Source organism: Pandoraea terrae (assembly GCF_902459695.1).
Classification (GTDB): domain Bacteria; phylum Pseudomonadota; class Gammaproteobacteria; order Burkholderiales; family Burkholderiaceae; genus Pandoraea; species Pandoraea terrae.
Map to the genome: position 1 here is coordinate 17273 of NZ_CABPRZ010000010.1, position 13746 is coordinate 31018.

General features: G+C 63.7%; 14 protein-coding genes. 8 read left to right on the forward strand and 6 right to left on the reverse strand.

The window, feature by feature from the left end; all coding sequences use genetic code 11:
- Nucleotides 1–3: 3 nt before the first annotated feature.
- Nucleotides 4–459 (forward strand): CopD family protein, encoded by a 456-nt coding sequence (locus tag PTE30175_RS13205; protein WP_150697523.1) that lies wholly within the window; start codon nucleotides 4–6, stop codon nucleotides 457–459.
- Between the two features lie 52 nt (nucleotides 460–511).
- Here PTE30175_RS13205 and PTE30175_RS13210 read toward each other — a convergent pair whose 3' ends face one another.
- Complete coding sequence (locus PTE30175_RS13210; protein ID WP_150697524.1) at nucleotides 512–1420, reverse strand: LysR family transcriptional regulator; 909 nt, start codon at nucleotides 1418–1420, stop codon at nucleotides 512–514.
- A 122-nt stretch (nucleotides 1421–1542) separates the two neighbouring features.
- Between PTE30175_RS13210 and PTE30175_RS13215 the strand changes: the two genes are divergently transcribed.
- The 6 genes from PTE30175_RS13215 to PTE30175_RS13240 all read left to right on the forward strand — a co-directional run bounded on the left by PTE30175_RS13215 (nucleotide 1543) and on the right by PTE30175_RS13240 (nucleotide 7992).
- Nucleotides 1543–2778: an MFS transporter gene (locus PTE30175_RS13215; RefSeq protein WP_150697525.1), complete on the forward strand. Its 1236-nt coding sequence runs from the start codon at nucleotides 1543–1545 to the stop codon at nucleotides 2776–2778.
- 302 nt (nucleotides 2779–3080) lie between these two features.
- Nucleotides 3081–4202, forward strand: a complete 1122-nt coding sequence (locus PTE30175_RS13220) for a high-affinity branched-chain amino acid ABC transporter substrate-binding protein (RefSeq protein WP_150697526.1) — start codon at nucleotides 3081–3083, stop codon at nucleotides 4200–4202.
- Between the two features lie 91 nt (nucleotides 4203–4293).
- On the forward strand, nucleotides 4294–5220 hold the full coding sequence (gene livH / locus PTE30175_RS13225) for a high-affinity branched-chain amino acid ABC transporter permease LivH (protein ID WP_150697527.1): 927 nt from the start codon (nucleotides 4294–4296) through the stop codon (nucleotides 5218–5220).
- Nucleotides 5221–5249: 29 nt separating this feature from the next.
- Complete coding sequence (livM, locus tag PTE30175_RS13230) at nucleotides 5250–6527, forward strand: high-affinity branched-chain amino acid ABC transporter permease LivM (protein ID WP_150697528.1); 1278 nt, start codon at nucleotides 5250–5252, stop codon at nucleotides 6525–6527.
- A complete protein-coding gene (gene livG / locus PTE30175_RS13235; protein ID WP_150697529.1) occupies nucleotides 6524–7291 on the forward strand; it encodes a high-affinity branched-chain amino acid ABC transporter ATP-binding protein LivG in 768 nt (255 codons plus the stop codon). The genes livM and livG overlap by 4 nt, the downstream gene beginning before the upstream one ends.
- Nucleotides 7291–7992: an ABC transporter ATP-binding protein gene (locus PTE30175_RS13240; RefSeq protein WP_150697530.1), complete on the forward strand. Its 702-nt coding sequence runs from the start codon at nucleotides 7291–7293 to the stop codon at nucleotides 7990–7992. Before livG ends, PTE30175_RS13240 begins: the two co-directional genes overlap by 1 nt.
- A 73-nt stretch (nucleotides 7993–8065) precedes the next feature.
- Here PTE30175_RS13240 and PTE30175_RS13245 read toward each other — a convergent pair whose 3' ends face one another.
- The 5 genes from PTE30175_RS13245 to PTE30175_RS13265 all read right to left on the reverse strand — a co-directional run bounded on the left by PTE30175_RS13245 (nucleotide 8066) and on the right by PTE30175_RS13265 (nucleotide 11946).
- On the reverse strand, nucleotides 8066–8521 hold the full coding sequence (locus PTE30175_RS13245) for a RidA family protein (RefSeq protein WP_150697531.1): 456 nt from the start codon (nucleotides 8519–8521) through the stop codon (nucleotides 8066–8068).
- 114 nt (nucleotides 8522–8635) lie between these two features.
- Nucleotides 8636–9826, reverse strand: a complete 1191-nt coding sequence (locus PTE30175_RS13250) for an aminotransferase-like domain-containing protein (RefSeq protein WP_150697532.1) — start codon at nucleotides 9824–9826, stop codon at nucleotides 8636–8638.
- A gap of 133 nt (nucleotides 9827–9959) precedes the next feature.
- Nucleotides 9960–10856 (reverse strand): DMT family transporter, encoded by an 897-nt coding sequence (locus PTE30175_RS13255; protein WP_150697674.1) that lies wholly within the window; start codon nucleotides 10854–10856, stop codon nucleotides 9960–9962.
- A 50-nt stretch (nucleotides 10857–10906) separates the two neighbouring features.
- The gene (locus PTE30175_RS13260; protein ID WP_150697533.1) at nucleotides 10907–11584 is read right to left on the reverse strand and encodes a VOC family protein; all 678 of its coding nucleotides are present in this window, start codon (nucleotides 11582–11584) and stop codon (nucleotides 10907–10909) included.
- A 44-nt stretch (nucleotides 11585–11628) separates the two neighbouring features.
- Nucleotides 11629–11946, reverse strand: a complete 318-nt coding sequence (locus tag PTE30175_RS13265) for a DUF2917 domain-containing protein (RefSeq protein ID WP_150697534.1) — start codon at nucleotides 11944–11946, stop codon at nucleotides 11629–11631.
- A 229-nt stretch (nucleotides 11947–12175) separates the two neighbouring features.
- On the opposite strand from PTE30175_RS13265, the gene PTE30175_RS13270 reads away from it, so the two are divergent.
- Nucleotides 12176–13615 carry an aminotransferase-like domain-containing protein gene (locus PTE30175_RS13270; protein ID WP_150697675.1) on the forward strand — a complete coding sequence of 480 codons (1440 nt, stop codon included), beginning with the start codon at nucleotides 12176–12178 and terminating at the stop codon, nucleotides 13613–13615.
- Nucleotides 13616–13746 lie beyond the last annotated feature (131 nt).

Here is a 13746-nt window from a genome sequence, read left to right on the forward strand (position 1 = left end):
TGAATGAGTGTCTATGCGTTGAGTCTGATGTTGCATGTGCTGGGCGTGGTCGTCTGGGTGGGCGGCATGTTCTTCGCGTACGTCTGCCTGCGTCCCGCGGTGGGCGAATTGTCGCCTCAGCAACGTTTGCCGCTGTGGGAGGCGGCGCTGTCGCGTTTCCTGACGTGGGTCGGCGTGGCGATCGTCGTGATCCTGCTTTCGGGCGGGCAAATGATGATGATGGGCCAGGGCGGCCTTCACGCGCGCTGGCCCGTGCATGCCATGGCCGGGATTGGCGTGGTCATGATGCTGGTGTACGGCCATATCCGTTTTGCGTTGTTCCCGCGTCTGCAGCGGGCCGTGCAGGCACAGTCGTGGCCCGACGGCGCTCGCGCCGTCAACGGCGTGCGTCGCCTCGTCGCCCTCAATCTGGCACTCGGCGTGATCGTGATCGGGTTGGCGTCCTCATTGCGCGGATGAGCCGCGGGGTCGCGCGCCGGTCCGGAATGGGCAGGCGCGGGATCCGGATCCGCTATGCCGCGCCGTCGCGGCGTGCTTCCTCGTCGCAAAGCGCGACAAACCCGCGAACGAGCGCACTGGGATCGTTCTCACGCTGTGCCAGCAGCAACGGGGAGCGGGCATCCGGCTCGCGCAATCCGACAAAACACGCCCCCTCGATCTGGATGCATCGAACCGCCGCAGGCAATACGGCGATGCCCAGGCCGCTGGCCGCCAGCGCAATGATCGTCGTCGATTCGCGCGCTTCCTGCACAACGCGCGGCATATAGCCCGCGCGTTCGCACATCTGCCGGATCTTGCCATCGATTGCGGTCCCGATGCCGGGCGGGTGCATGATGAACGCCTCGCTCGCCAATGCCTCAAGCGACACGGTTGCCTGGCTCGCCAACGGGTGCGCGCGGTGCATCACCAGGACCAGCGGTTCGTCGACAAGCATCGAAAACCGTAACCCCGGGATCGGAGGCGCATCGTCGGCCCTGCGCACCAAGCCGATATCGAGCGTGCGTTCGGCCAGCGCGTGCACCTGATTCTCGGAAGGAGATTCGCTGAGCGTCAGCGTGACGCCCGGATATCGCTGGCGATAGGCATTGAGCACATTCTTCATCAGGACGGTCATCGGTGACGACGTGGTGAACGCCACCCGAAGCTCGCCGCCTTCGTAGCCTGCGATCTGCTGTGCCTCCAGTTTCGCCGATGCCGCTTCCGCAAGGATGTGCTGTGCACGCACCAGAAATGTCCGGCCGGCCGGCGTCAGGAAAACGCGCCGATGCGCGCGTTCAAACAACGCGACCCCCAACTCTTGTTCCAGCGCGCGAATCTGCATCGACAAGGGGGGCTGACCGATGTTCAGGCGAGCCGCGGCACGGCTGAAATGCATTTCCTCAGCGACCGTCACGAAATATCGCAGATGCCGAAGCTCCATGATTCCTTCAAATTAATCTGTTTCATATATGGAAAGTTGATAAAAATATATATTGGACTGAATGAAAGCGCAAACTTAGCATACGAGGTAAGTCATTCCTTAACAGCGGTTTCGCTCCCATCATGGCCTCGTCCGAGAGTCTCTCCCTTGCCGGCGGCTTGCCTGCCGGTGCGCAGCGCGGCACACGCCAGTACACGCTGATCAGTCGCGCGCTCTTTTTCGGTGGATTTTCGACGTTTGCGCAGTTGTATTGCATGCAGGCGCTGTTGCCGCTGCTCACGACGACGTTCGACATCACACCGGCGCGCGCCAGTTGGGCCGTTTCGGCATCGACGCTGACGATGGCCATCGGATTGCTGGTGACCTGCGTGATGGCCGATCGCGTCAGCCGGAAGCGGCTGATGTCGATCGCGTTGCTCAGTTCGTCGGTGCTGACGCTCGCCAGCGCATTCTCGACGAACTTCGCGTTGCTGATCGTGCTTGGCGCCCTGAAAGGCTTCGCGCTGTCCGGCCTGCCGGCCATCGCCATGGCCTACCTGAGCGAGGAAATCGACAATCGTTCCCTGGGGTTGTCGATGGGCCTCTACATCGGCGGCAACATTCTTGGCGGCATGGCGGGACGCGTGCTGGGCGCATTCGTGGCCGACATGTTTTCATGGCGAATCGCGGTGGCCTCGATCGGATTGATGTGCCTCGTGATGGGCCTCGAGTTCACGCGCAGCCTGCCGGTGTCGCGGCGATTCACCCCCCGCCGGATTTCGTTTGGCGAGGCGATCGGCCACGCCCGCCGCCACCTGCGCGACCGCGCATTGCTCGGACTCTATCTGTTCGCGGGACTGATGATGGGGAGTTTCGTCAGCATCTACAATTACCTCGGATTCCATCTGTCTGCTGCGCCGTTCCAACTGCCTCACGCCGCCATTGGCGCGATCTTCACGATGTATCTTATCGGTGTGGCGGGTTCGTTCATTGCCGGTCCCCTGTCGGATCGCGTGGGACGTTCGCGTCTGCTGTGGCTGCTTGTTGCGCTGTCGCTCGCTGGGCTACTGATGATGCTCGCGGGCCAGGTGCTATGGGTCGTGGCGGGGCTGGCGCTCTTCACGTTCGGGTTCTTCGGCGGCCACACAGTGGCAAGCAGTTGGGTCGGACGCCGGGCACAGGAAGGGCGCGCGATCGCGTCTGCGCTGTATCTCTTCTTTTACTACCTTGGGTCAAGCGTGCTTGGCAGCTACTCGGGTGTCGTGCTGCATGCGCATGGATGGCACGGCGTCATCGGACTGCTCACGGTGGCACTTGTGATTTCCCTTGCAGTGGCGCTCGCCATGCGCCGCACGTTCGGCCGCACCATGCCGGCCTGACGCCAGCCGAATCCCCCTGTCCAAAAAATCGGATTTTTCCGATCTAAAGCGGCATTGTGCGCGATGCGTTGCGCCTCCGGCACGATGTCCCGCGTCCTGCCGTGGGGATGCGCGCATGCATCCATCGGATTATTCCGAATACCGCTTTCAAGCCGTCCGGTTTCGCGCGCCGTGAGGCGTTGTCCGATGGTGAGCGCCAGGCGTTTCGCGTAAGGTGACGTTCTCGCACGCCGCCAGGCCATTGGCGGTTTGCGGTCGAGGCCCCCCATCTTCGAACGACAATTCTCAGCATGGAGACTCGTATGCGCCGCTTTCATTCCCTCGTTTCGCTCGCTGCCGCCATCGGCATCGTTTTGACGTTGCCGCTTCAGGCCCACGCGGAAACCTTGCGCATCGCGATCGCCGGTCCAATGTCGGGCGCGCTCGCGCAATACGGCGACATGGTCAAGGCGGGCGTCCATACGGCGGCCGAACGCATCAACGCCAACGGCGGGGCTGGGGGGCGACCCCTGGAGATCGTGGAAATGGATGACGCCTGCGAGCCGAAGCAGGCGGTTGCCGTGGCGAACCGCATTGTCAGTCAAGGCATCCGGTATGTGATTGGCCACGTGTGTTCAGGCGCCGCGCTATCGGCCGTCGACATCTATGAAAACGAAGGCGTGATCATGGTCACGCCGGCCGCCACGGCGCCGCAGATCACGCGCGCCAAACCGCGCAAGATGATCTTTCGCACCATCGGGCGCGACGACCAGCAAGGTCCCGCCGCCGCAAAATACATCGTGGAGCGCGTGAAGGCCAAGCGGGTCGCGGTGCTGCACGACAAGCAGTCCTACGGGCAAGGCATCGCCACATCGGTGAAGCGTGCGCTTGACGCGGCGAAGGTGCCGGTCGCGATGTTCGAGGGCGTGCATGCCGGCGACACCGACTATTCCGCGGTGATTACCAAGCTCAAGGCGCGCGGTATCGACTTCGTGTACTTCGGCGGCTATCACCCGGAAATGGGATTGCTGCTCAAGCAAGCGCGCGAGCAGGGCTTCAGCGCGAAATTCATGGGGCCGGAAGGCGTCGGCAACAAGGACCTGACCGCGATTGCAGGCGCGTCGTCTGAAGGCATGCTCCTGACACTGCCGGCCGATTTCGCGGCGGACCCGGCGAATGCCGATGTGGTTCAGGCGTTCCGCGCCAAGGGCCGCGATCTCAACGGCCCGTTCCAGATGCCGGCGTTTGCCGCCGTACAGGTCATTGCCGAAGCGGTCGCCGCCAGCAAAAGTACCGACACCGCAATGGTGGCGAAAACGCTGAGGGCCCGCGCCTTCGACACACCGATCGGCAAGCTCGAATACGACGCACGCGGCGACTTGAAGGCGTTCGAGTTCGTGGTGTTCGAATGGCACAAGGACGCCTCGAAGACGATCGCCGGCTAACGTCCCGACCAGATCGCGTTACGCGCACGGCAATGCCAACGGGTGTTGCCGTGCACTCGGGCCCATCGGCCATTCTCTTTGCGCGCCTCACATGGACGTCTTCGTTTCACAGTTTGCTCAGCAACTCATCAATGGGTTGAGTCTCGGTGCGATTTACGCGTTGATCGCGATCGGCTACACCATGGTCTACGGCATCATCGGCATGATCAATTTCGCCCACGGCGAGGTTTACATGATCGGCGCGTATGTCGGGCTTGTCGCGCTGACCGGCTTGGGCGGGAGCGGCGGCCTGCCGCTGCCGTTCCTGCTCGGCGGCGCGCTGCTCGTGACGGTCGCCGTGACGGGACTGTACGGCTGGTCGATCGAACGCGTGGCGTATCGTCCTCTGCGCGGCGGGCCGCGGCTGGTGCCGTTGATCTCCGCCATTGGCGTCTCGATCTTTCTTCAGAACTACGTGCGCCTGGGGCAGGGGGCGCGCGATCTGTCGGTGCCGACCCTGTTGGGCGGCGCTTTCGAGATTCCACTCGGTGGCGCATTTCCGGTCACCGTGTCGTATGCGCGCCTGCTGATCGTGGCGGTGACCGTCGTGCTGATGATCGGGCTGACGTTGTTGATCACGCGCAGCCGTATCGGGCGTGCCTGCCGGGCATGTGCGGAAGACTTGCGCATGGCGAACCTGTTAGGGATCGACACCCACCGCGTCATCTCGTTCACGTTCGTGCTTGGCGCGATGCTCGCCGCGACCGGCGGATTGCTCATTGCGCTAACCATCGGCAAGCTCAATCCGTTCATCGGTTTCGTGGCCGGCATCAAGGCATTCACAGCGGCAGTGCTCGGGGGGATCGGCAGCATCCCGGGTGCGGTGCTGGGCGGCGTGTTATTGGGCGTCGCCGAAACCTTTGCGGCCGGCTATCTTCCGTCCGAATACAAAGACGTCGTTGCGTTCAGCCTGCTCGTGCTGATTCTCCTGTTCCGCCCGACCGGTCTGCTCGGCAGACCCGATGTCGAGAAGGTGTGAACTGTCCTGGACTCCTGATTTCGACACCTATGAAGTTGCTTGAATTGACCCGCAGTCCGCTTGGGCGTGCGGCGCTCGCCGCCGCCGTCACGGCGATACTGACCTTGCCTATGCTGGCGCTGCCGTTGCGGCACGATGGCTTGACCGTTGTGCTCGCCAACGAATGGCATCGCATGGCGCTGGCCGCCGCCGGTGTGTTTGTTTTTCAGATGCTGCGGCCGGTCGTCGCCCGCGCATACAAAGCCGGCGCGTCGGGTGTGTCCGCTTCGTCCGCTGCGTCCCTTTCCACCCTTGCATCGGTGATGTCCGGCTCGCGCAAGCCCATTGCCATGGCGGCCGTGCTGGCCGGCGCAGTCCTGTTCCCCTGGGTCGCGTCGCGAGGCGCAGTCGACGTCGGCACGCTGGCGCTCATCTACGTCATGCTCGGTCTGGGGCTGAATATCGTCGTGGGTTACGCCGGGCTGCTCGACCTCGGCTATGTAGGGTTCTATGCCGTTGGCGGCTACACCTATGCACTGCTCAATCAGCACTTCGGATTGTCGTTCTGGCAGTGCCTTCCGCTTGCGGCGGGCATGGCCGCATTGTTCGGGTTCCTGCTCGGATTTCCGGTGCTGCGCCTGCGGGGGGATTACCTGGCGATCGTCACGCTCGGCTTCGGAGAGATTATCCGGTTGCTGCTCAACAACCTGACGGACTGGACCGGTGGCCCGGACGGCATTGCCGGTATTCCGAAGCCGACATTGTTCGGAGTGGAGGTCGCTCGCACCGCGAGCACGGAAGGGGCGAGCACCTGGCATGAACGCATGGGGTGGACCTACCATGGCGACCACGCTGTCATTTTCCTTTACCTGCTCGCGCTCGTGCTTGCGGTGGCCACCTATGCCGTGACCCGGCGGCTTGCCCGCATGCCGATCGGGCGCGCCTGGGAGGCGCTGCGCGAGGATGAGATCGCCTGCCGTTCGCTGGGACTCGATCCGACACGAATCAAACTCTCGGCGTTCACACTCGGCGCCATGTTTGCAGGGGTTGCCGGTGCGTTCTACGCCGCGCGTCAAGGACTTGTCAATCCGGAGTCGTTCACATTCATCGAATCCGCGCTGGTGTTGGCGATCGTGGTGCTGGGCGGCATGGGATCGGCGGCGGGGGTCGTGCTCGCGGCGGTATTGCTCACTGCGCTGCCCGAACTGGCGCGCGGCTTTTCAGAGTACCGCATGGCCTTGTTCGGCATGGTGATGGTTGCCATGATGATGTGGCGTCCGCAAGGGCTGCTGCCAGCTCGCCGCCAAATCGTGGAGGTGACGCGATGAGCGAAGCCTTGCTGTCGGTTTCGGGGCTGTCCATGCGCTTTGGCGGACTGCTCGCCGTCGACGGCGTCGCGTTCGACGTGGCGTCACAGGAAATCTTTGCGATCATCGGGCCAAACGGCGCCGGCAAGACGACGGTTTTCAATTGCGTTTCGGGCTTCTATTGGCCGACGTCCGGCGACATTGTCCTGGATGGCAAGCGCATCGCGCGATTGCCGAGCCACCGCGTGGCACGGCACGGTCTGGTACGTACATTCCAGAACATTCGCCTGTTCAAGCAACTGACCGTGCTGGAGAACCTGCTCGTCGCGCAGCATCGCCATGTCGAGACCGGGCTATGCGCGGGCCTGCTCGACATGCGCGGCTACCGGCAAGCCGAGCGCGCGGCGCGGGAAAGCGCGGTGCACTGGCTTGCCCGTGTCGGTCTGTTCGATCAGGCCAATCGCGAAGCGGCGCAATTGTCTTACGGTCAGCAACGGCGGCTCGAAATCGCGCGCTGCATGATTACCGCGCCCAAGCTGCTGTTGCTCGACGAACCGGCCGCGGGTCTCAATCCCCAGGAAACCGTGGCGCTGCAGCAGCTGATCGATGACCTGCGCTGCACGGAGAAGGTCGCCGTGCTGTTGATCGAACACGATATGCGGCTCGTCATGGACCTGTCGGACCGTATCCTGGTCATGGAACACGGCAAACCGGTCATGACGGGGACACCGGCGCAGGTCCGCAACGACGCGCGCGTCATCAAGGCTTATCTGGGGGAGGCATAATGCTGGCGTTACGTGGCATTCACACGCACTACGGTGCAATTCAGGCGCTGAACGACGTGTCGATCGACGTGGCGCAAGGGGAGATCGTGACCTTGATCGGCGCAAACGGTGCGGGCAAGACAACCTTGCTGATGACCATTTGCGGAACGCCGCGCGCGAGCGCCGGGGCTGTCGAGTTCGAGGGGCACGACATCACCGGCGAGGAGACGCACAGGATCATGCGCCGAGGCATGGCGATCTCGCCTGAGGGCAGGCGGGTGTTCGCCGGCTTGTCCGTGCTCGACAATCTCAAGATGGGGGCGTTCTTCGCGTCCTCGGGCGAGATCGAGGACGGCCTCGCGCATGTCTTCTCGCTGTTTCCGCGTCTGCGGGAGCGCGCGGTGCAACGGGCGGGCACGTTATCGGGGGGAGAGCAGCAGATGCTCGCCATCGGGCGTGCATTGATGAGCCGTCCGCGGCTGTTGCTGCTCGATGAGCCGACCCTGGGATTGGCCCCGCTGGTGATTGCGCAGATCTTCACGATCATTCGGCAAATCCGGGACTCCGGCGTCACCGTATTTCTTGTGGAGCAGAACGCCAATCAGGCGCTGAAAGTCGCAGACCGTGGCTACGTCCTGGAAAATGGCCGCGTGGTGTTGGCCGATACCGGCGCCAATCTGCTCGTCAATGACGACGTGCGGCGTGCTTACCTGGGCGCGTGAGGACTGCCGGGCGGCAACGATGGGATTGCATTGCCGGCGCGCTTCGATGCAGCGGCCGGCAATGCGTGCGAAGTTACGCGACTTCGGCGATCAATTCGATCTCGACGCAGGCGCCGAGCGGAATTTGCGCCACGCCAAAGGCCGAGCGGGCGTGCTTGCCGGCGTCGCCGAACACTTCGGCGAGCAGTTCCGAGGCCCCATTGGTCACCAAGTGCTGCTCCGTAAAGTCGAGCGTGGAATTTACGAGGCTCATGACCTTGACGATGCGCGTGATCTTGTTGAGGTCGCCCGTGTGGGCGTGCAGCGTGGCGATCAATTCGATGGCGACTGCGCGCGCGGCTTCGCGGCCTTCCGCAGTCGTCACGTCCTGCCCCAGCTTGCCGGTCCAGACCTTGCCGTCTTTCTTCGGCAGGTGGCCCGACAGGAACACAGTCTTGCCGGACTGTGCACTCATCACGTAGGCGGCGGCGGGGGCGCCGGCGACGGGCAGCTCGATGCCGAGCGCTTTCAGTTTTTCATAAACGGACATGCGATTTTCCTTGCAGGAACCCGGCACATCGCCGGGAACAGGTTGGGTAAGCCGGATGAACAACGCCGCCCTGGCCGCACCAGTGGCGGGGGGCGGCTGGCGCGGGCCGATGGATCAGGCCGCGCGCGGCTGCAGCACGTCGGCGATCAGCTTGCCGAGGCGGGCCACGCCGATTTCAATCTTTTCGGGCGGCACGGTCACGAACGACAGGCGCAGCGTATGTTTCACCGGTGTGCCGGCATAGAACGGCGCACCGGGCACGAACGCCACGTTCTGCGCCACAGCCTGCTCCAGCAGTGCCATGGTGTCGATGCCTTCAGGCAATGTCAACCAGATGAACATGCCGCCGGCCGGCGTGTTCCAGCTCGCGCCTGCCGGCATGTGGCGTGACAGGGCATCAAGCATGGCCTTTGCCTGCGTCGCGTACAGCGTGCGGATGGCCGGAATGTGACGATCGAGGAAGCCGTCTTTCACGACTTCATACGCAATGCGCTGCACGAGACTCGGCGTATGCAGATCCGCGGCCTGCTTGGCCTGGACAAGCTTCAGGATCACGGTCTTCGGCGCGATGATGTAGCCGAGGCGCAGCCCGGGCGCCAGGACTTTCGAGAACGAGCCCATGTGGATGACATGTTCCGGGGCCATCGACAGCAGGCTCGGAAGGCGCTTGCCCTCGTAGTCGAGTTCGCCATACGGATCGTCTTCGATGATAGGCAGGCCATGCCGCACTGCCAGTGCGGCCAACGCCTGACGACGTTCCAGCGGCAGGCGGCGGCCCGTCGGATTCTGGAAGTTCGGCATCGCATACAGGAAGCGCGCGCCTGCAACGAGGTCGTCCGTCAGGGCTTCCGGCAACAGGCCGTGTTCGTCGGTCGGTACGGACACATATTGCGGTTCGAACAGCGAGAACGACTGCAGGGCGCCGAGGTAGCTCGGTGCTTCGACCAGCACGCGGCTGCCGGTGTCGATGAAGATCTTGCCCAGCAGGTCAAGTGCCTGCTGTGAACCGGTCGTGATCAGGACGTTGTCCGCCGACAGCGACAGGCCGTCGCACGAGTAGCGGTGCGCGACCCAATCACGCAGCGGCGCGAAACCCTCGGTGGCGCTGTACTGCAGGGCGGCATGCGGCGATTCGGTCAGCACCTTCTCTGCGGCGGCGCGCATCTCGGCGACGGGGAACGTCGCCGGGGACGGCAGACCGCCCGCGAAGGAGATCACTTCAGGCCGTTCCGTCACCTTGAGGATCTCGCGAATCGCCGAACTGGTCAGCTTGCGGGCGCGTTCGGAAAAATGCCAATCTTGCATGATGGTCTCGCTTTCAGAAATGTCATGCGCCAGACATCGGGGGGTGGCGCGTTCGTTCGCATCCGGGCCGGCACGGGGGCATGCTTCGGCTGCCCGGATTGCGGTATTCGCGGGCCTGAGACGTGACCAGGCCCTAGACCGGCTTGCCAGTAAATCGCGCAGCGCCGATCTTCATGTTCCGTCCGATCGCAATGGTGCCGACGACGCCGGCGGCGAACAGCCACGTTACGGCGTCGACATGTTCGCCGAAAAACAGGGCGGACAGGGCGATCGTAAAGAAAATCTGCAGCAATTGTACTTGGCCCACGCGTGCAATGCCGCCCATGGCGAGTCCGGCGTACCATGCGAAAAAGCCGATGAACTGGGAAAACACCGTCACGTAGCCGAATGCCCACCATGCGCGCGCACTGATCGGCGCGGGTTGTTGCCATGCGAGCCAGGCGACCGGCAGCACCAGCACCGGCGCGGAGACGACCAGCGCCCAGCAGATCACCTGCCAGCCGCCCATTTGCTTGGCGAGCTTGCCGCCTTCCGCGTAACCGAGGGCGCCGATCACCACCGCCAGCAGCATCAATCCGTCCGCCGCATGCAGGCTGCCGCCGCCCTCGCGCAGTGCGAACGCGATCACCAGCACGCTGCCGAGGACTGCGCATCCCCAGAAGCCGCGCGACGGACGTTCGCCGCCGAGCATGTAGGCGTAAATGGCGACACAAAACGGCTGCAAGCCGTTGACGACCGCGCCGTGCGAAGCCGGAATCGTGCGCATTGCCCAGGCGGAAAACACCGGAAACGCGAGAATCACGCCGAGCGACACGATGGCAAGGCTCTTGAGTTGCGCGCGCGTCGGCAAGTTTTCCTTGCGCCACCACAATAGTGCGCCGGCCAATACCGAGGCAGCCAGGGCCCGGCCGAGGCCATTGAGCAGCGGGTGGATTTCGGCCACGACGATGCGCGTCATCGGCAGCGTCAGGCTGAAGATCAGCACGCCGAGCAGGCCCAACAGCATCCCCCGGGTTTCACGAGAATTCATCATGTCTCCTGTTGATTGTCGGCGCGCCGTGCGAGCGGCGGCCGCGCGGCCTAACGCAATGTTCGCAGGCCGTTGGGGGTTTCGATTTCCGCCACGAGCGATGGCTCAACGAGTGTCGCTTCGAGGCTCAACAGCGACTCGGCGCCGAGCCAGCGCAACTGTTCGCGCACGGTGTCGGCTTGCGGATGAAAACCGCGCAGCGTTTTCAGGGCACAGTCCGAGTCCGGCAGAGACGCCGCAGGGTGCACGGACGTGTCCCACTGGATCAGCGTCGGCACCACGCCCTGGCCGGCGCCTTGCCATTGCGGCAGGGCGCCGTCGGCCGGCACGCCGATATGCCATTGGAAGTCGCCGCGCCGCATCGGCAGCACGGGGGCGAGCCGCTGCGGATACTGCGCTTGCCAACGCACCAGTTGCCGCGGGCGTTCCACGCGTGCGACCCAGTGCGACAGATGCGGGCCGCGCGCAATGCGCGCCTGCACGGCAGGATCGTCGAGGCCGAACCAGCGCGGACGTGCGGGCGCGGGTGCGTCCGGATCGATCGCGATGATCTCCAGATACGCGCCGCCCCACAGGCCGAGCAAACTGTTGTGGGTACCCATGGCGGCATGTTTGCCGCCGCGTTGGGGCTGCACGCCGGTCAGCCCCAACGCGTCGATGACATAGTCTTCCCCCGCTTCGAGGGTGGCGGCGGCGACGACGAGATGGTCGAATTTTAAAGCGTGCATGGCGGTGGTTCGGGTGATCGCTGGTGCGCAGAACCGCTAGCTTACTATCCTCGGGCCGTTTGGCGGCGCATGGCGAACCGGCCGAGCAGCATACGCCAGTCAAACGTCGGGCGCGGCGTACGCTTGTGCGGCGCCGTCGGCTGCGACAGCCGAAAGCGTGCACCTTCGTTCCACGTGCCCAGCCACATCGTCTGGCCCGGTACGGTTTCGAAGGTGTCGCCGGCACGCAGCCAATGGTCGCCCGATTCGCCTTCCACGGTGAGCCACAACAGCCCCTGCAACACCTGCAAGGATTGCGGCGCCGCGGTCTGCCATTTCACGGCCTGACGGCCATCCAGTTCGAACATACGGATTTCACGCATGACGGTCTCCAGTTGAGAAGACACTTTATCGAGAAATTCCGGTACAGTAACGGTACAGTTACTCAATTAGTTCTCGGTACAGTTCGGGATTGACAAGGATTTTGGGGAGCGTAGGCTTGCCAAACATTGCTGGCGCGTTGCGGACAGTCGGGTCGAATCGGCCAGACAACTGCCGTGCGGCACCCGGCCAGCCGCCGGTTTTTTGAACTGCCCGAGACATCCGATGCCGATGGACCGCCCCAATCTTTCCACGCTCGCCATCACGGCGGGCGCCGCGCTTGACACCGCGCGCATGACCCTTGTCGATCAGCTTGTCCATTGGGCGAGCCTGCGTATCGAGGAGCGCGTCTTCCTGCCCGGCATGCGCATGCCGTCGATTCGTAATCTTGCGGAAGAGAAACGCGTGTCGCGGTTTTCCGTGGTGGAGGCCTACGAACGGCTGGTTGCCCTGGGTTTCCTCGAGGCGCGGCGCGGCTCCGGATTTTATGTGCGCGAGCGCCCGGCGGTGCCGTCCCAGAACGCGGCGGCGCCGGCCCACAAGAGTCCCATCGACGTGGCCTGGCTGGTGCGCAGCATGCTGCACGCGGTATCGCCCGAGCGCGGTCCGGGTATCGGCACATTGCCGCCATCGTGGCTCGATGGCGAGATGATCACGTCGGCCCTGCGCTCGATGAGCCGTCAAGCAGGGACGCATTTGCTGTCCAGCGGAAACCCGCAAGGCTTCCTGCCGCTGCGCAAGCAACTGCAGACGCAACTCGCCGAGCTCGAGATCGGCGCACGGCCGGAGCAGATCGTGTTGACCTCCGGCATCACGCAGGCCGTGGATTTCCTGTTGCGCCTGTATGTCCGCGACGGCGATACGGTGCTGGTCGGCGATCCCGCGTGGTTCGTGATGTTCGGCCGTATTGCATCGCAAGGCGCGAACACCATCGGCGTGCCTTACACGCCCGATGGCGTCGACATGCAGGCGCTCGAGCGCCTCGTGCAGACGCATCGTCCCAAGCTGTTGATTCTCAATTCGATCCTGCAGAATCCGACCGGCACGTCGATGACGGCGCCGCGCGCGTTCCAGATACTGCGCCTGGCCGAACAGTACGATTTTCTGGTGCTTGAAGACGACATTTATTGCGACCTGTGCCCGCCTCACCAGCCCGTGACGCGGCTTGCCAGCCTTGATCAGCTCAAACGCGTCATCTACATGGGAAGTTTCTCGAAAACGCTGGCGGCGAATCTGCGCGTGGCGTTCGTCGCCTGTTCGCCGGAGCTGGCGAAAACGTTCTGCGATCACAAGATGCTGAGCGGCTCGACGACGCCTGAGATCAATGAACGTATTGTCTACAAGGTGCTGACGGAAGGGCATTACCGCCGCCATGCCGACCGTTTGCGCGGGCGGCTCGATGAAGTCCGCGAGAAAACGGCGCGTACGCTCGAGCGCATCGGTTTGCGCATGTACAGCGAGCCGTCGGCGGGCATGTTCCTGTGGGCCGATACCGGGGTCGATACCAGTGCGCTGGCGGCGGCCGGTCACGAGGCGGGCTTCCTGTTTGCGCCGGGCGCGCTGTTTTCGCCGCGCCAGGCGCCGAGTACCTGGATGCGCATGAACATCGCCAATTCCAGCGATCCCGGTATGCTGACGTTTCTCGAGCGGCAGCTTCAGAAGGCGGCTTAGACGCTAATATCGGCGTAAAGGGCCATAAAACCCGTCAAAATCACACCCTTGCGGCCTTGAAATGGCCGTATGCGTCCCTATTTGTCATCCAGGGCCCGTCCGCGCTCGCGTGCGTCGCACCGGCTCCGTCA